This window comes from Salinicoccus hispanicus, assembly GCF_009831115.1.
GTDB lineage: Bacteria > Bacillota > Bacilli > Staphylococcales > Salinicoccaceae > Salinicoccus > Salinicoccus hispanicus.
Genome location: NZ_WUUK01000001.1, coordinates 839,264 through 857,615, shown reverse-complemented (window position 1 = coordinate 857,615; position 18,352 = coordinate 839,264). Strand labels below are relative to the sequence as shown.

Below are 18,352 nucleotides of genomic sequence, written 5' to 3'. Positions count from 1 at the left end.
GGCAGTATACTAATTGAAAGATCTGCCGACGGGAGGGCAGTTTATAAAGAGTGCGACTTGCTGTAGTATGGAAGGAGAATGAAGACGTCAAAATGTACAAGGTTAAGGAGAAATTATGCTCAAGGTTGAAAAGTTGGACAAGAAGTATGGCAGCAGCTACGCAGTGAGGGATCTGAACTTTACAGTAGGGAGTGGGGAACTGTTTGCTTTCATCGGGCCGAATGGCTCAGGCAAATCCACAACAATACGTATGCTGACCGGTCTGCTCAAGGCATCGGGCGGTTCGGTGGAGATGTTCGGGGAAGAGATGGGGCCAGGTAAGACCCATCTGAAGGCAAGGCTCAGTTTTATTCCCGATACGCCGGATCTGATGGGTAAACTGACCGGCAGGGAATATCTGAACTTCATTGCGAGCGTCTATAAGATCGACGAAGCGGTCTTTCTGGAGGAGCAGCAGAAGCTTCTGGCACTGTTCGATCTTGAAGGAAAGCTGGATACTCTGATAGAGGAGTATTCCCACGGCATGAAACAGAAGGTGGCGCTGATTGGTGCGCTCATCCACAAGCCGGACATCCTTTTTCTTGATGAGCCGACTGTAGGTCTTGATCCGAAAAGCAATAGGAACCTCAAGAACTATTTGAGGGAATATGCTGAATCGGGCAGGACGGTCTTCCTGACCACCCATAATCTTTCCCTGGCTGAAGAGATAGCTACGGATATCCTCATCATCTATAATGGAAGAAAACTCGCGCAGGGCACCTTGGCGGAGCTTAGGAAAATGGCGGGCAATGAAACAGCAGGGCTCGAAGATATTTTTCTGGAATTGACAGAGGTGAGCGGAAATGATCCGTCTGATACTTGATACGGAGCGACGCGCGCTCTTAAACTACTGGAGAGTGCTGGGAGAATCGCGGAAGATCGTCTATATACTGATCGGTCTCCTCCTTATGCTGATACTTTTACCACTCGTAACGACACTGCTGTTCTCGATCACTGCTTCAATCGACCAGGGCTATCTGGATCTGCTTCTTCTGATGCTGTCTCTGGCCAGTGCGATCATACTTGTCCTGCTGTCGATTCATTTCATCATCAAGGATATGATTTTAAGCGGAAGCATAGCGCTCTACATGTCATATCCGATATCTGCTGCTGAACTGTTCTATGCGAAGTTCATCAGGCACAATCTATTTTATTCAACTTCAATCCTGCTGCCACTTTCAGTAGTAGTGGGTGCGGCATTGGCCGCGAGAGATGGCCAGTGGATGCTGATGCTCAACAGCATCATCTATTTTATTGTGCTGGGCATGTTTTTCACTTCTATTTCGTTCGGGCTTGTATTCTTGACCGCAAATATGATGCCGGTCAAGAAGGTCAGTGAAATACTGGCATTTCTTGGAGGCATGTCATTTCTGCTGATCTACATCATCATGTTCATAGTTGCCGACTCTTTCACCGGCATTCTGGCTATGTTCCCTGAAATTCCGATATCATTCAGCGGTATTCTATACGATTACAGTCCTGTCGCTGGCATACTCGGGCCGATCCTCATGATCGTGGCTGCAATCGCCATCATCTTATTGACGAAATTCATCGTAGTACGTGCAATAGATAGAGTAGGTATCACAGAGGGACATTCTACGGGGAGAAGAAAAGCCGGTCGAAGCAGCATCAGCCATCCTGTCATCATGCTGGCATGCAAGGATATGAAACTGTCGTTCCGTAATATCAGGGAACTTGCTGTCCTTCTCCCCATATACGTGCTGCCGCTCGTGCTTGTATACTTCTCCTCGCCGGCAGAAGCAGGGGCGCAGTTTTTAGTCATGGAAGGCAGCCAGCTGGTCTCGACAGCTGCCGGAGGCGCACTGGTCACCGCATTGTATATTGGTGCCCACCATACCGCACGGGACGCAGAACACTTCCAGATGCTGCAGGTGCTGCCGGTACCAGGCAGTCAGCTCGCATTTGCCAAATACATTTTTAATATATTGGCAACAGTACCTTTCCTCATGATCATCTTTACAATCACATGGTTTTTTTCGACAGCAGGTGTGGACATACTGCTGTATATGCTTGCCTGCATCCTGCTTGTCTGTCTTGCTGCTGTACCGGTCGGCATGCTGATCGGCAGCTCGAATCCGGTGGTAAGCCGGAAAAATCCATCAAGACGGCTCGATACCGCGAGCAATATCATCATTACAATGATCATGTTCGTCGTCTTCATGATGATTTCGATGCTTCCCTTCTGGCTCGAGGGAAATGTCATGGGAGTGCGGCAGGGTCTGATTATCATCAATATCCTTGCCATATGCGCTGTGGCCGCCTGGTTTGTACTTGGTAGAGTTGCAGGAAGATACGATGAAGGTTTTAAAATCACTTATAAGGACTGATGGTTATGACAGAACTCTATTACATGGAAACTCCGATCGGGTGGTTGAAAATCCGTTCCGAAGCGGATCGGATTGTTGAACTGGATCATGCAGCCGAAGCAGAAGTGGTGGAATCGAATGATTACGACAGTGCATCCCTGGTCATCAGACAGTGTGCAAGTGAGCTTCGGGAATATTTCAGCGGGAAACGCACGCATTTTGATGTGCACGTGAAATTTACGGTCGGTACGCCTTTCCAGCAGAAAGTATGGCAGCGTCTCAGTGAAATCCCATATGGTGAGACAATAAGCTATAAGGCACTGGCTTCGGACTGCGGCGGACCGAATCATTCGAGGGCGGTCGCAAATGCCAATGGCAGAAATCCGATTTCAATCATCATACCATGCCACCGTGTCATCGCTTCGGATGGCACGCTTGGTGGATACACGGGTGGGCTCCATAAAAAACGCGGGCTGCTTCAGGTGGAAGGCATCGATATCCACGCCACTTGAACATACACCTTGCCAATTGTATGAATATAATCTATATTTATAAGTATTGGAGTCAGTAGTATATGGATGCATTTCAAGAGAGCTGGTGGGTGCTGCGAACCAGTAGTGGATGTATACGAACTTGTCCAGATCAAAACTAATCTTATCAAATGAAGTTGCACTTAACGGTGAATGCGGGTGGTACCGCGGTCGTATAGATATATGATCGTCCCATGCTTATATAGGCATGGGATTATTTATATTCGAGGAGGATTTTTATGGCGTTCAATCATCAGGATATTGAAAAGAAGTGGCAGACACACTGGGAACAGGACAAGATATTCAAGACAGAGGAAGAGTATGACAAGAAGAAGTTCTACGCACTCGACATGTTTCCATATCCATCAGGAGCCGGACTTCACGTCGGGCACCCGGAAGGCTACACGGCAACAGACATCATTTCAAGAATGAAAAGGATGCAGGGCTATAATGTGCTGCATCCGATCGGCTGGGATGCGTTCGGTCTGCCGGCTGAACAGTACGCCATCGACACGGGTAACGACATACGTGCATTCAATGAAAAGAATATCGACACCTTCCGTCGTCAGATCAAGGAGCTCGGCTTCAGCTATGACTGGGATCGTGAAATCAATACGACAGATCCGGACTACTACAAGTGGACACAGTGGATTTTCATCCAGCTCTACAACAAGGGGTTGGCTTATGTCGACGAAGTACCGGTGAACTGGTGTGAAGCACTGGGCACGGTACTTGCCAATGAAGAGGTCATCGATGGTGTATCGGAGCGCGGTGGACATCCGGTCGTCAGAAAGCCGATGAAGCAGTGGATGCTCAAGATTACAGCATACGCCGATCGTCTGCTTGAAGATCTGGAGGACCTGGACTGGCCGGAATCGCTCAAGGATATGCAGAGAAACTGGATCGGCAGATCGGAAGGAGCGAACATCACCTTCCAAATCGACGGTACAGATGAATCATTCACTGCCTTCACAACGCGTCCGGATACAATTCACGGCGCAACATATGCTGTACTGTCTCCGGAACATGAACTGATTGATGCCATTACAAAAGATGAATACCGCTCACAGATTGAAGCGTACCAGGAGAAGGCTGCAAGAAAGAGTGAACTGGAGCGTACCGACCTGTCCAAGGAGAAGTCGGGTGCATTCACTGGCGCCTACGCCACCAATCCATTGTCCGGTGACAGGATGCCGATATGGATTGCGGATTATGTACTTGCTTCATATGGTACCGGTGCAATCATGGCTGTGCCGGCGCACGACGAACGTGACTACGAATTTGCACATGCGTACGATCTCCCGATCAAGGCGGTTGTAGAAGGCGGCGACATTGAGAAGGAAGCATACACTGGAGATGGTGTGCATATCAATTCAGGCGAACTCGATGGTCTCGACAAGGAAACAGCCATCGCAAAAGCGATTGAAATTCTTGAATCGCAAGGTGCCGGAGAGCATAAGACGACCTACAAGCTGCGTGACTGGCTGTTTGCACGTCAGCGCTACTGGGGCGAACCGATTCCGGTTGTATACTGGGAAGATGGAACGATGAGTGTGCTTGATGAAGCAGAACTGCCGCTCATGCTGCCTGAAATGGATGAAATCAAACCTTCTGGTACAGGGGAATCTCCACTTGCCAATAATGAGGAGTGGCTCACCGTCGTCAGGGGAGATGGTGTCAAAGGCCGCAGAGAAACGAATACGATGCCGCAATGGGCAGGCAGCTGCTGGTATTATCTGAGATTCATCGATCCGCATAATACCGAGGCGCTCGCTTCCAAGGAAAAACTTCAGCACTGGATGCCTGTCGATCTATACATCGGTGGCGCAGAGCATGCCGTACTTCACCTGCTATATGCCAGGTTCTGGCACAAGGTGCTGTATGATGTCGGTGTGGTGGAAACTAAGGAGCCATTCCAGAAGCTGTTCAATCAGGGTATGATTCTTGGAGAAGGCAATGAGAAAATGAGCAAGTCCAAAGGCAACGTCATCAATCCGGACGATATCGTCATCTCACATGGGGCAGATACACTCAGGCTGTACGAGATGTTCATGGGACCACTTGATGCCTCCATCGCCTGGAGTGACAACGGTCTTGATGGCGCACGCCGCTTCCTCGACCGTGTATGGAGACTGCTTGTCGATGAGAATGGGCAGCTGAAGGACAGTGTCGTCGACAGCGCGACACCTGCACTTGACAAGGTCTATCATGCAACCGTCAAGAAGGTGACTGAAGACTTCGAGTCCCTCAACTTCAATACGGCCATCTCACAGCTCATGGTATTCATCAATGAGTGCTACAAGCAGGATCAGATGAATCAGGAATTCATCGAAGGATTCGTCAAACTGCTTTCGCCTGTCGCACCACACGTTGCTGAAGAGCTGTGGGAAAAACTCGGACACAGTGAAACAATCGCCTATGCAGCATGGCCGACGTTCGATGAGTCCAAGCTTGTAGAAGATGAAGTCGAAATCGTCATCCAGGTCAACGGCAAGGTCAAAGAAAAAATGAATGTACCGGCTGAAGCCGGCAAGGAAGATCTCGAACGCATCGCAATCGAGTCGAATCGTGTACAAGAGGCCATCCGGGAAAAGACGGTGAGGAAAGTCATCGTCGTTCCAGGTAAGCTCGTCAATATTGTTGCAAACTAGTAGTAAAAACCTCCCGGAATTGTGGTACTTCACAATTCCGGGAGGTTTTTTATATGGTCGTGCTGTGGCCGGCGACATAGCCGGTTACGAGTGCACTGGTAATGTTATAGCCGCCTGTATATCCGTGTATATCCAGCACTTCTCCTGCAAAATACAGACCTTTTGTCCTCCTGCTCTCCATCGTCTGTGGCGTAACCTCCTTGAGTGATACACCACCGCCGGTGACAAATGCCTTCTCGATGGACTGGGTGCCATCAACATTGAACCGAAAACCTTTCAGGAACGCGGCGACCTTGTCGATGTTCTCTCTGGATACGTGATGGCCGTTCGCTGAGCCATCTATTTCAAGGAAGTCCAGCAGGAATAGGACGAGTCGCTCCTGCAGCAGCGTCTTCAGTGTGTTTTTCAAGGAACGGTCACGATTGCCGGCAATGGTCTCTTCGATCATTGCCCGCATCTGTCCCGTGCTTTTGTCCGGGAAAAAATCAAGCGACATGAGAATCCGGTCCTTCTTCTGGCTCTTCTTTTCCTTATGGACGAACTGGCTGCAACGGAGTGCTGCCGGGCCACTGATGCCGAAATGGGTGAATATCATATCCATCCTATGTGTCACCCTCGGCTTTCCATTTTTCTTCAGCACAGAGAGCGCGACATCAGAGAGGCTCAGTCCCTTCAGCCTGTCTTCTTTAATGAAAGGTTCAGCAGAGGTGATGGGGACTTCGGTCGGAAAAAGTTCTGTAATCGTATGTCCTGCAGAGGCTGCAAAGCGATGTCCATCTCCAGTCGAACCGGTCTGTGGCACACTTTTTCCACCGGTGGTAATGATGATATTTTCGGCTTCCAGTACGGTGTTCCCCTCCAGCCTGACGCCTGTCACCTGTGGTCCTTCGACCATGATCTCCTTGACAATTGTTTCGGTCCTGACCTCCACATTGTTCTTTTCAAGTGATGCCAGGAAGACATCCAGGATATCCTGCGCCTTGTCCGTAACCGGAAACATCCGGCCGTGATCCTCCTCCTTGAGGCTGACACCGCGTGATTCGACGAAATGAATGATGCTTTCATTGTCGAAGGTGCTGAAGGGGCCATACAGGAATTTTCCGTTTCCCGGTATGTGGCTGATGATTTCTTCATAAGGCAGCCTGTTCGTCACATTACAGCGTCCTCCGCCTGAGATCAGCAGCTTCTTTCCGAGCGACTTGTTCTTCTCTATGAGCAATACACGATTGCCGGTCTCGGAAGCGGCATGGGCGGCCATGAGGCCACTCACACCACCACCGACGATAATGGTATGGTACATGGGATGTTCTCCTTTTTGTTTAAAACTGGTATGCTTTCGATTATAATGGATATTATTCTTAATGTAAGAGGGTTATAAAATGTCTGATTCGAATAACTTGGTACGAGGTACATTCCTTCTCACCATTGCTACATTCATCACCAAGCTTCTGGGAATGCTGTATCTCATTCCATTTTACAGTATTATGGGCGGGGAAGAAAATCTTGCCCTGTACGGCTATGCGTATACACCGTATACCATCATGCTTTCCATCGCGGCAGCTGGCGTGCCGGGTGCCGTATCCAAATATGTTTCCAAATACAATGCGCTTGGTGCCTATGCAACCAGCCAGAAACTGTACCGCTCAAGCCTGTATGTCATGATGGGTTCAGGTATCATTGCGTTTCTCGCGCTCTTCATTGCCGCGCCCTTCATCGCAGAACTGCAGATGCTTGCAGCTGGGGAAGGGGCACACCGCTGGTCGGCTGAGGACGTTACACGGATCATCCGCGTGGTCAGTGTCGCAGTCATCGTCGTGCCGTTCATGGCGACGTGGCGGGGTATCTTCCAAGGATTCGAATCCTTCGGCCCCACAAGTGTCTCTGCAGTCATCGAACAGGGGATCAGAATCATCTTCCTGCTTGGCGGCGCGTTCCTCGTTCTCAATGTGTGGGGCGGCACCGTACAGACGGCGAATGAAGTCGCAGTTTTTGCCGCTTTCGTCGGTGTACTCGGTTCCATGGTGACGCTCCTTTATTTCTGGAGGAAAAGGAAAAAGCATATCGATGAAATGATTGCGTCGGATAACACCGATTATGACTTTTCATATCGCGAGATGTATTCGGAAATCATCCGTTACGGCATTCCATTCATCATCGTCAGCATCAGCATTCCGCTGACGCTGTTCATCGACCAGCTGACGCACAACAACGGTCTCGCGCTCGGCGGGGTGCCGGAGGAGTATCATGATGCATGGTTCGGCATGCTCAATCTGACGACTCATAAGCTCGTCATGATTCCGACTGCCTTCGCTTCCGCCTTTGCGATTACGGTACTGCCGTTCATTACGAAGAACTACCAGAAAGGCAACATGGAAGGTGTCCACCAGCAGATCAAGATGATGGTGCTCATGCTGCTCTTCTTCGTCATTCCAGCTGCACTCGGCATGATGATCCTGTCGGCGCCACTCTATACATCATTCTATGAATTCAATGAGATGGGCATAAAGATCCTTCTGTTCTATGCACCTGTAAGCATCGCGATTTCACTGTTCACCATTACTTGCTCTGTCGTCCAGGGGATAGACAAGCAGAACCTGACGCTGTACGTTGTTCTTGCCATGCTTGCCATAAAAGCGGCCATCAACATTCCGCTGATCATCCAGTTCGGTACGGTAGGTGCCGTGATGGGGACAGGCATCGCACTCAGTATCGGTGCACTGATCAATTTCCTCATCATCAAACGATATGGCAGATTCCATTTCAGACCTTTGGTGAAACCGCTCATCCAGATTATCGTCTTCAGTCTGGCGATGCTGCTTGTTGTGGAGCTCATCTACTATGCATTCATTTTCAATCTGGAAGTCGATCAGAAGGTCAATTCCCTCATCATCATGGCAGTTGCTGTACCAGCAGGCGGACTCGTCTATATGATGCTGTCGTTCAAAAGTGGACTGGCGGATGAAATTCTCGGCAGTCGGGCAGATAAGATCAGAAAGAAACTGAAGGTGCTCTAGATGAGACTTGATAAATACCTGGCGAATGCAGGCACAGGCAGCCGCAGCGCGGTCAAAGCAATGATCAAGAAGAAGCGGGTCGAGGTTGATGGTACAGTTGTGACAGATCCGAAATTGGAAACAGACCATGATAGCACGGTCATGGTCGATGGAGTACGCATATTACTTGAGAGTCATATATACATTATGCTCAATAAACCGAAAGGCGTAATATCTTCCACCGAGAAAGAACAGGCTCGCACTGTAATCGATCTGATCGACCATCCACAAAAAGATGAGCTGTTTCCGGTGGGCAGATTGGACAAGGACACGACCGGTCTGCTTCTGATCACCAATGACGGCAAGTTTGCCCATGAGCTGATGAGTCCAAAGCATAAGGTCGGCAAGACCTATATTGCGGAGCTCAGAGATGAGGTCTCCCAATCTGATATTCAGAAGATCGAACATGGCATTCCGTTGAAAGACTTCACCACTGCGCCTGCAGCAGCCATGAAACTGGCCGCAAGAAAGGTCGAACTGACAATCACCGAAGGAAAATACCATCAGGTGAAAAGAATGTTCCAGTATTTAGAGAATGAAGTGATTGATCTTCATCGAACTCATATCGGGGGACTGAGGCTTGACGATACGCTGCCTAAGGGTCATTACAGAAGATTGGATGAAAATGAATTCAAGTTGATCAAAAAGGTTTAGTGCATGGAGTAATGGGTAAATATCAATCAGGTATCGAAAAATATAATCAAAAATAAAAATTTACAAGAGGTGTTGGAAATGGCTAGAAAAACTGGAGGATTACTGAAATTAGCAGCTATGCTTGGAATTGCAGTGGCAGCAAAGCAATTATCCAAGAAAGAGAACCGCGATGTTGTAAAGAATGAATATAATAAAGTAAAAGAAGACCCTAAAGGCTATGCCCAGAATGTGCAGGATAAACTGTCCAAACAGGCTGGCGAATACCAGGAAATGGCCAAGAACGAATATGGCAAAGTAAAGGAAGACCCTAAAGGCTACGCCCAGAATGTACAGGGTAAAGTAACTGAGCAGGCTTCAGGCTATCAGGAGAAATTTACCAAGCAGGCTGGTGAATATCAGGAAATGGCCAAATCGGAGTTCAACAAGGCCAAGGAAGATCCTAAGAGTTATGCACGCGACGCGCAGGACAAGGTCAAATCCAGAATGAACAGTGAAGAATCTGACCAAGACTCTGAAAGTTCCGGTCAGAACTCAAGTGATGAGAACGACGAAAACAACCAGAATGACAAGAAATCTCCTAGTCAAGGTAGGAGCAGCGTAGATTCTAACGGTGAAGAGCACACTACTAAGCCCGACAGAATGGACGCAGAAGGACAGCTCACTGCCGAGCAGATGAACAATGAATGGATTTCAGAAGGTGGCATCCATTCCCAGGAGAATCTGCAGGATGATGTATCCTTCGGTGGTCTGAACAAGGACAATGTTACGGATGTCGACGTAGTGGATGACCAGGGTGAAAAGAACGAAAATCACAACATCCACGTTGTAACTGATGACGACAATGATAAAGGCAATAAATCCAGTAACAGTAATAAAAACAAATCCAATAACAGCAATAGTAATAAGTCGAACAGCAAGTCCGGTAACAGCAACAGCAATAACAACAAGAAATAGTCAGTTTTTTTAAGGGAACAGATGCATTTATTGCTCTGTTCCCTTGTTTTTGCATTTCTTTTTCTTTATCATTGTAAAAAAGATTGTGTACATAAGATGGGAGAACATGCTGATGGACTATAAAGCTCTGGTTGAATCCTACAAGGATGATCTGATGGAAGACCTGTTCGGGCTGCTTGAGATTGAAAGTGTCAAAGGAGAGCCTTCAAAGGATGCCCCGGTGGGCACAGGACCGAGACGTGCACTGGACTATATGCTTGAACTCGGCCGCCGTGATGGCTTTTCCACACTGGATGTAGAGAACATCGCCGGTCACATCGAAGCAGGACAAGGAGAAAAGATATTCGGCATACTGGGGCATGTCGATGTGGTCCCGCCCGGCAAAGGCTGGAATACAGATCCTTTCACTCCGGAAATCAGGAATGGCGAAATAGTGGCGAGGGGGGTCCAGGACGATAAAGGACCGACCATCGCCGCCTATTACGCCATAAAGATCCTTCAGGACCAGGGAACGCCATTCAAATACCGTACACGCCTGATCATAGGTACAGACGAGGAATCCGACTGGCAGTGCACTGAAGCCTATTTCAAGGCTGAAGAGATGCCGGATGCAGGCTTTGCGCCGGATGCTGCTTTTCCGATAATACATGGGGAAAAAGGTATTTCCACATTCAATTTCGTTCAGAAACAGACGTCGTTGGATGAAGATGAGCCGAGAATCGAGCTGAAAGCACTCATCTCCGGTGAAAGGTATAATATGGTGCCGGAAGATGCGGAAGCAAAACTGAAGGTCCAGCAGAATATGAGTGAAGTCATCCAGTCGTACGAAGATTTTCTGAGGGAAACAGAAGCGGAAGGATCATATGAAGTGGATAATGGCTTTCTCAAATTGAGCATCCAGGGCAGAAGCGCCCATGGTTCCACTCCGGAATCCGGTGTGAACGCCGGATTGATCCTGATCCAGTTTCTCGCCCGTCTTGAACTGGATAATAATGCAAGGGCATTTGCTGAATTTGCAGTAGACAGACTCGTGGGCCGGACAGATGGCTCCCAGCTCGACATGGACCACTCACATCCTGAGATGGGTGAGACGTCAGTAAACGTCGGCATGATCAACTATACGGAAGTCGACGGCGGGATTTTCGGCATCAACCTCAGATATCCTGAAGGTGTTGATTTTGACACCAGAATGGATGCTCTGAAAAATGATGTATCCGAAAAAGGCTTCACCATTGAAGATCTGGACTACCAGCCGCCACATTATGTGGATAAGGAAGACCCTCTGGTTCAAATACTGACCGATGCATACCGCAACCACGTGGATGACCAGACTGAGCCATTCACAATCGGAGGCGGCACCTATGCACGGACTCTGGAAAAAGGGGTTGCGTTTGGAGCAATGTTCAAAGACACTGCCGATACGATGCACCAGAAGAATGAACGCATGAAGGTCGAAGAACTGCTGAAGGCGACAGAAATTTATCTGGAAGCACTTCATAGAATCTGTATAAAGGGTGAGATGGATGAAGATCAGCTATTATAATGGACAATTCAAAAATGATGACGAAATTACAGTAGACTACAACGATCGGGCTTTCTATTTTGGTGACGGGGTCTATGAAGTCGTAAGGGTCTACAATAACGAATTCTTTACACTGGATGAACATATGGATCGCCTGGTCAGAAGTGCATCCGAGATTGGAATCGAAGGTCTTGACCGTGCCAGAATGGTGGAGATTGTCACCGAGCTGAATGAGAAGAACAATATTGATGATGGATCGGTATATATACAAGTATCCAGAGGCATTGGGAAAAGAAATCATGCCTACCTGGCAAACAAGAAACCGGTTGTACTTGCATACATGAATGAAATCTCACGTCCGACCGCCCAGATGGAGGAAGGTATCAGCGTCATTACAGCAGATGACTACAGATGGCTGAAATGCCACGTCAAGAGCCTGAATCTGCTCGCAAATGTCATGGAGAAGGAGCGCGCTATTCGTGCCGGTGCCCATGAAACAATCCTCAATCGCGAGGGCATCGTCACCGAAGGTTCTTCAACAAATGTATTCATTGTCAAAGACGGTGTGCTCAGAACCCATCCGGCAAATAATATGATATTGAACGGCATTACCAGGCTTGAGGTACTGAAAGTAGCCAGAGACCGGAAGATCCCTTATGAAGAGAAAGCATTCACTGTCGGTGACCTGATGAATGCGGAAGAAGTCTTCATCACGAGCACCACGCAGGAAGTGACACCTGTCACTGAAGTAGACGGTGAAGTGGTCGGCGATGGATCAAAAGGCAGGATCACCCATGCCATTCAGGAAGGGTTCGACGAGGAGATCCATAAATTAAACCTGGTTAAATAATGTTAACCTGAAAAATTACTCTAATTTATTTATGACGCTTCAACGCTTACAGTGTATGGATTTGTGGACACGTAACGCCCTGTTGTCATAAAATCGATGGATAATAGTCCTTGAAATAAACTATAAAACCCTATAAAATTTATAACTACGAACAGAAACCGGCGCTATCTTATTTTCTAATATTTAGCGCTTTTTTCTTTGACGATGAAAAGAGGTGTGGAATTTGGAGCATTTCTATCAGCTCGGCTGGACACTTGACCCTGTGGGTGGAGCATCTGGTGAAGCCTATAAGGCAGAGCAAGATGGCAGGAAGCTGTTCCTGAAACGTAACGCCAGCCCTTTCCTTGCAGCGCTGTCCGCTGAAGGTATTGTACCGAAACTGGTCTGGACCAAAAGAATAGAGACCGGAGAAGTAGTGACAGCACAGCATTGGAAAAATGGCCGGGAGCTGACTCGTGAAGAGATGTGCTCGGAGAGGGTGGCCTCTTTGATGAAAAAAATCCATTCATCAAGGCCGCTTCTCACCATGCTGAAAAAGCTTGGCATGAAACCTATGCTGCCTGATCTACTGCTGAATAAGATACAGACGTCATTATCCCCGAAGGTTAATGCCCACCACACTGTGCGTGCAGCAATCCAATACCTGGAAAATGAAATGCCCGTCATAGATGAGGCGTTCTGTACAGTGTGCCATGGAGACGTCAATCATAACAACTGGCTTCTATCCGATCAGGATGAGCTTTATCTTGTGGACTGGGAAGGTGCCATGATTGCAGATCCTGCAATTGATCTTGGCATGATTCTTTATACGTACGTGGACCTGGATGACTGGGAAAGCTGGCTTGGTGTATATGGCAAGCCTCTGGATCGTGATCTGATGAAGCGGATGAAGTGGTATACCCTTGTCCAGGCCATCACCATGATCCAATGGTACGAAGATCATAAGCGTTTCAAGGACATGAATGACTGGATCATTTTCCTTAACAAGGTGATTCAGAGAGACCGTTTTATTTAATATTTAAATTTTCAAGTGATATCAAGCAGGTGGAGAAAGAAAATGAGAATGCGCAATAAGCCTTGGGCAATGGATTTTTTACAGGAAAACAATAGTATTGTGGACATCGATTCCACCTATTCCGGAAGGGTAGGGGCGTTCTTTCCCGACACAGGACCACTTCATGTAGAAGTGGGTACCGGCATGGGTACATTTATAACCGAATTGGCCAAAAAGTATCCGGACATCAACTTTGTTGGGATAGAACTGGATAAGAACGTAATGATCCGTGTCGTTGAAAAAGTACTCGAGTCAGGTCTTCTGAACGTCAGACTTGTGCTGCTCGATGCGAATGCAATAGATGCATATTTCAGAAATGACAAAGTATCCCGGATCTATCTTAATTTCTCGGATCCATGGCCGAAGAGCCGTCATGAGAAACGACGTCTGACCTCCCGGTCATTTCTTGAGAAGTACAGCACCATCCTGGATGAAGAGGGGCTGCTGCAGTTCAAGACGGATAACAGAGGTCTGTTTGAATTCAGTCTTATCAGCCTGAACAGCTACGGTATGGACTTTCACGAAGTAAAGCTCGATTTGCATGCTGATGAACCGGAAGATAACATCCGGACTGAGTACGAAGAGAAGTTTTCAGCAAAAGGGAATAAGATATACAGAATCAGAGCATCTTTCTAAAGATGCTTTTTTTTATGCCATGTATTTCATCCTGAAAGAATGATAAAATAGTGTTGCGTACTAAAGGATCCTTTTAAAGTCTGGAGGAAATGATTTGGGCATTACTATTTCATTGGGAAAAGGGCAGGAGAAGGTACATAGCGTGTTCAGAATGAGGAAAGAAACGGTTAAGGTCCGGGGAGATATCCCATGACCATATAAAAGAAATCACAGATTCTACAGCTCGGTAGTTTCCATGATTTCTCCTGTATAGGCATCGGCAGTGAACTGGTAGCGTGTCGTGCCACGTCTGTCTTTCATATGAAGGCGCCCTTTATAGACATCGCGGTCCAAGCCCAGGAATTTGCTTCTGGCTATTCTATGATCGATTGAAATGAAAGCAATGCCTTCATATTGCCTGTGAAGCGCATCAATGATCGACTCGGGCTGAATATGCCTGTTCCGCCTGATCAAGATATATGCCGGCACTATCATAACGGCAAAAAGAAGTGTGATTCTGATGATTTTCTGTAGCATGAACATGACCTCCCATCGCACTCAGTTTAGCATATTTTTCAAGTCACATGATTATAAAAGGGGAATATAGATGAAAATTACAAACAAGACACTCGAAAGAATGAAAACACTGACGGAACTGCATGGTGCACCCGGTTTTGAAGATAAGGTGCGCAGCTATATGAAAAATGAAATGGCACCATCTGCTGATGAAATTCTGCAGGACGGACTGGGTGGCATCTTTGCGCTTAAAAAGTCGAAGGTGGAGAATGCACCAAAAGTCATGATCGCGGGACATATGGATGAAGTCGGATTCATGGTGACACAGCTTACGGAAAACGGAATGATCAAATTCACTCCGCTTGGTGGCTGGTCGAACGATGTATTGCTGAGCCATAAGTTCAAAGTGCGGACATCCGAAGATAAGGAAGTTACCGGCGTCATCGGCAGCGTCCCTGTCCACTTCAGAAAAGGGGAAGGCAGCAAACCGGTCCAGCTTGACGATATGCTGCTTGATGTCGGTGCAGACAGCAGGGAAGACCTTGAGTCGATGGGCATCCGTCCGGGTGATTCCATCGTGCCTGACGTCAATTTCGAAGTGCTTGAGCAGGACAATAAACTGCTTGCCAAAGCCTGGGATAACCGATATGGCTGCCTGATCGCAATAGAGACGCTTGAGGCTCTGGCTGATGTGGAACTTGACTGCGACCTGTATGTCGGTGCCAATGTGCAGGAGGAAGTCGGCCTGCGCGGTGCCAAAGTGAGTTCGAACATGATCAGACCGGATATTGCTTTTGCTGTGGACTGCTCACCGGCAAATGACATGCTTGGCAACAAGGATGATATCGGTAGAATCGGTGAAGGCACACTGGTCCGCATCATGGACCGCACAATGATCCTGTCGAAGCCGATGCGTGACTATATGCTCCATACAGCTGAGCAGCACGATATCAAGTTCCAGTACTACCAGTCTCCAGGAGGTACGGATGCCGGAAGCATCCATGTATCGAATGAAGGAGTCATCAGTGCTGTTGTCGGCATCGTTGCCCGCTACATCCATACTTCCCACTCGATTATCAATGCAGAAGACTATCTGCATGCCAAAACGATGCTGACGGAACTGGTCAGAGGCATCAATCATGATAAAGTTACAGAGCTGAGAGGACAGTAGATGAGAGGATTTCTTAGAAGATGGTTCATTGATGGCATGAGTTTCATGGCACTCGGCCTGTTTTCTTCGCTCATTATCGGTCTGATCATTGATACGATCGGAACTTACGTGCCATATCTTGAAAGTCTGAAAGAGATCGGAGCAGTCGCCATGGCCATGACCGGAGCTGCGATCGGTGCCGCGATTGCGTATGGCCTGAAAGCCCCGCCGCTCGTCATATTCTCAGTCGTCGTCGTAAGTTATGCAGCCTATGATATGGGAGGCGCCGCGGGCAGTTATATCGCGAGTATCATATCGATAGAAATCGCCAGACTGTATGCAGGCAGAACCAAGATCGATATCATCATCACACCGCTTTTTACAATCATTTTCGGCTATCTTATCGCGCGCTTCATCGGCCCGGTCATCGGTGACTTCATGACAAGCATGGGAGAAGTCATCGTGTTCGCCACAGACCAGCGCCCCTTCATAATGGGGATGCTTGTTGCGGTCATATTCGGAATTACGCTTACTGCGCCCCTCTCCAGTGCAGCACTGGCCCTCATGCTCGATATCAGCGGTCTGGCCGCAGGTGCTGCTGTCATCGGCTGCTGCTGCCATATGGTAGGGCTTGCTGTGACCGGGTACAGGGATAATGGCTTTTCCGGAGTACTGTCCATCGGTCTTGGTACATCGATGCTCCAGGTGCCGAATGTTCTGCTTAATCCATTCATCCTGCTGCCGCCTGTTCTGGCGAGCGCTATCATTGCGCCTGTCATGACGGTCTTCTTTCCGATGGAGAACAATGCAGCAGGTGCTGGCATGGGAACGAGCGGCCTGGTCGGTCAGATCATGACCATCGAAACCATGGGGCCGTCACCTGAAGTATGGATACTCATTCTTGTATTCCAAATTGTTTTACCTGCTGTGGTAACTTTGGTATTCTATACTTTGCTGAAACGCACAGGACTGATCAAAGAAGGCGATCAGAGGCTCAAACTGGGTGCAAAAGAATAGAACGGAGGAAATCTGATGAATATTTTCCAGCTAAAAAATAGAATTGTGGAAAAACTTGAAGAAAGACGCAATGATTTCCTGACTTCTTTCGACCGCAAAGAGGAAATGCTCAGGGTGGAAAGAAAAGATAATGGAAAAGGTCTGGATATCGCACTGTCCAAAGCAGTCGACAAGGCAAAGAATGACGAGAATTTTATTGAAGAAATCGTTTATTATATAAATGAGACACTGGAACGCATGAAAGAGGAGGAGATCAGCCTCGACGAGGCGAGCATCTATCCGGTCATACGCTCTACAAGCTTCCATAAGGAAAACAAGAACGGTGATGCATTCATCTTTGATGCGCATACGAACGAAACGAATATCTATTATGCAGTGGATTTCAAAAACAGCTACAGGCTGATTGACGAAAAGCTCATCAGTACGCTTGGTCTCGACAAGGAGGCATTGCGCAAGCTTGCGGAGCACAACATGAAACAGCTGCCGATCTCCCATAAAGGTGAAACCATCCAGGAGAATGATTTTTATTTCATCAATCATAATGACGGCTATGATGCCACACGGATTCTGAATGAGGAGATGCTCGATGACATGCATGAAAAGTTCGACGGTGAGATGCTTGTAGGGCTTCCACACCAGGATGTACTGATCATCGCCAATGTGAGAAACAGTGTCGGATATGATATCATGGCACAGATGATGATGCAGTATTTTGCAGAAGGACTGACGCCGATCACATCCCTGTCATTTTCGTATCGTGAAAAGAAATTGGAACCGGTCTTCATACTGGGTAAACAAAAGAACCATAAAAGAGGTAGAGAAGAATGAAACTGACTTATAATCATCAGCATGTTGGAGATGTACTGCTTGTAACTTTGAAAAAAACAGAAAATCCGTCATATGCTTATCACGAAGGTCTGACTGTCATCAAAGATGGTGACGAGATCATCGGATTGAACATATTTGATGCGTCCAAAGTGATTTCCCTGCCGGATGACGTAAATATACGACCGGACGAATCGATTGTCGGTGAAATCAATGAAGTATTGAGATCCAAAGGACTTGATGCAATAAATCCGGAGCTGTCGCCGAAGTTTGTAGTAGGCAAGGTGCTTGATAAATCGAAGCATCCGGATGCAGATAAGCTGAATGTATGCAAGGTGGATATCGGAGACGAAGAGCTTCAGATCGTCTGTGGAGCACCGAATGTCGATTCAGGCCAGCATGTTGTTGTGGCAAAGGTGGGGGCCATCATGCCTGACGGACTGTATATCAAACCTTCGACATTGAGAGGTGTCGATTCGAAGGGGATGATCTGTTCCAAAAAGGAATTGAACCTCCCGGATGACGGCAGCAAAGGCATCTACGTCCTCGATGACAGCTATGAAGTCGCACAACCATTCGAAGTGAAATAAGGGTG

17 protein-coding genes are annotated in these 18,352 nt (G+C 47.7%); 15 read left to right on the top strand and 2 right to left on the bottom strand.

The features are described 5' to 3' along the window. Nucleotides 1-115: 115 nt before the first annotated feature. From GQ671_RS04305 to leuS, 4 genes are all read left to right on the top strand, one after another. Nucleotides 116-862: an ABC transporter ATP-binding protein gene (locus tag GQ671_RS04305; protein WP_160653182.1), complete on the top strand. Its 747-nt coding sequence runs from the start codon at nucleotides 116-118 to the stop codon at nucleotides 860-862. Beyond that, a complete protein-coding gene (locus GQ671_RS04300; RefSeq protein WP_160653179.1) occupies nucleotides 843-2,387 on the top strand; it encodes a hypothetical protein in 1,545 nt (514 codons plus the stop codon). The genes GQ671_RS04305 and GQ671_RS04300 overlap by 20 nt, the downstream gene beginning before the upstream one ends. Beyond that, on the top strand, nucleotides 2,387-2,878 hold the full coding sequence (locus tag GQ671_RS04295) for a methylated-DNA--[protein]-cysteine S-methyltransferase (RefSeq protein WP_246153153.1): 492 nt from the start codon (nucleotides 2,387-2,389) through the stop codon (nucleotides 2,876-2,878). Before GQ671_RS04300 ends, GQ671_RS04295 begins: the two co-directional genes overlap by 1 nt. Nucleotides 2,879-3,135: 257 nt before the next feature. Beyond that, the gene (gene leuS / locus GQ671_RS04290; protein ID WP_160653176.1) at nucleotides 3,136-5,547 is read left to right on the top strand and encodes a leucine--tRNA ligase; all 2,412 of its coding nucleotides are present in this window, start codon (nucleotides 3,136-3,138) and stop codon (nucleotides 5,545-5,547) included. A 49-nt stretch (nucleotides 5,548-5,596) separates the two neighbouring features. Here leuS and GQ671_RS04285 read toward each other — a convergent pair whose 3' ends face one another. Continuing rightward, nucleotides 5,597-6,847 carry a BaiN/RdsA family NAD(P)/FAD-dependent oxidoreductase gene (locus GQ671_RS04285; RefSeq protein ID WP_160653174.1) on the bottom strand — a complete coding sequence of 417 codons (1,251 nt, stop codon included), beginning with the start codon at nucleotides 6,845-6,847 and terminating at the stop codon, nucleotides 5,597-5,599. 79 nt (nucleotides 6,848-6,926) lie between these two features. On the opposite strand from GQ671_RS04285, the gene GQ671_RS04280 reads away from it, so the two are divergent. The 7 genes from GQ671_RS04280 (at nucleotide 6,927) to trmB (ending at nucleotide 14,270) form a co-directional block, all read left to right on the top strand. After that, nucleotides 6,927-8,561, top strand: a complete 1,635-nt coding sequence (locus tag GQ671_RS04280; protein ID WP_160653171.1) for a putative polysaccharide biosynthesis protein — start codon at nucleotides 6,927-6,929, stop codon at nucleotides 8,559-8,561. Beyond that, complete coding sequence (locus tag GQ671_RS04275) at nucleotides 8,562-9,254, top strand: pseudouridine synthase (RefSeq protein ID WP_160653168.1); 693 nt, start codon at nucleotides 8,562-8,564, stop codon at nucleotides 9,252-9,254. Nucleotides 9,255-9,332: 78 nt separating this feature from the next. After that, nucleotides 9,333-10,208, top strand: a complete 876-nt coding sequence (locus tag GQ671_RS04270; protein ID WP_160653166.1) for a hypothetical protein — start codon at nucleotides 9,333-9,335, stop codon at nucleotides 10,206-10,208. A gap of 112 nt (nucleotides 10,209-10,320) precedes the next feature. Continuing rightward, nucleotides 10,321-11,751, top strand: a complete 1,431-nt coding sequence (pepV, locus tag GQ671_RS04265; RefSeq protein ID WP_160653163.1) for a dipeptidase PepV — start codon at nucleotides 10,321-10,323, stop codon at nucleotides 11,749-11,751. After that, entirely contained in the window at nucleotides 11,732-12,580 is an 849-nt protein-coding gene (gene dat, locus GQ671_RS04260) for a D-amino-acid transaminase (RefSeq protein ID WP_160653160.1), read from the top strand. The genes pepV and dat overlap by 20 nt, the downstream gene beginning before the upstream one ends. Nucleotides 12,581-12,803: 223 nt before the next feature. Further along, nucleotides 12,804-13,595, top strand: coding sequence for a phosphotransferase family protein (locus tag GQ671_RS04255; RefSeq protein WP_160653157.1), 792 nt, complete (start codon nucleotides 12,804-12,806; stop codon nucleotides 13,593-13,595). 42 nt (nucleotides 13,596-13,637) lie between these two features. Next, nucleotides 13,638-14,270, top strand: a complete 633-nt coding sequence (gene trmB, locus GQ671_RS04250) for a tRNA (guanosine(46)-N7)-methyltransferase TrmB (protein WP_160653154.1) — start codon at nucleotides 13,638-13,640, stop codon at nucleotides 14,268-14,270. A 216-nt stretch (nucleotides 14,271-14,486) separates the two neighbouring features. Here trmB and GQ671_RS04245 read toward each other — a convergent pair whose 3' ends face one another. Next, a complete protein-coding gene (locus tag GQ671_RS04245) occupies nucleotides 14,487-14,786 on the bottom strand; it encodes a PepSY domain-containing protein (protein ID WP_160653151.1) in 300 nt (99 codons plus the stop codon). 70 nt (nucleotides 14,787-14,856) lie between these two features. Here GQ671_RS04245 and GQ671_RS04240 point away from each other — a divergent pair, with 70 nt between their 5' ends. The 4 genes from GQ671_RS04240 to ytpR are packed head-to-tail and all read left to right on the top strand — an operon-like array spanning nucleotide 14,857 to nucleotide 18,347. Next, nucleotides 14,857-15,936, top strand: a complete 1,080-nt coding sequence (locus GQ671_RS04240; RefSeq protein ID WP_160653148.1) for a M42 family metallopeptidase — start codon at nucleotides 14,857-14,859, stop codon at nucleotides 15,934-15,936. Beyond that, nucleotides 15,937-16,932, top strand: a complete 996-nt coding sequence (locus GQ671_RS04235) for a PTS transporter subunit IIC (protein WP_160653145.1) — start codon at nucleotides 15,937-15,939, stop codon at nucleotides 16,930-16,932. It abuts the gene before it with no gap. Nucleotides 16,933-16,947: 15 nt separating this feature from the next. After that, nucleotides 16,948-17,760, top strand: a complete 813-nt coding sequence (locus GQ671_RS04230; protein WP_160653142.1) for a DUF1444 family protein — start codon at nucleotides 16,948-16,950, stop codon at nucleotides 17,758-17,760. Continuing rightward, nucleotides 17,757-18,347 (top strand): YtpR family tRNA-binding protein, encoded by a 591-nt coding sequence (gene ytpR, locus GQ671_RS04225; protein WP_160653138.1) that lies wholly within the window; start codon nucleotides 17,757-17,759, stop codon nucleotides 18,345-18,347. The genes GQ671_RS04230 and ytpR overlap by 4 nt, the downstream gene beginning before the upstream one ends. The last annotated feature ends 5 nt before the right edge of the window (nucleotides 18,348-18,352 follow it).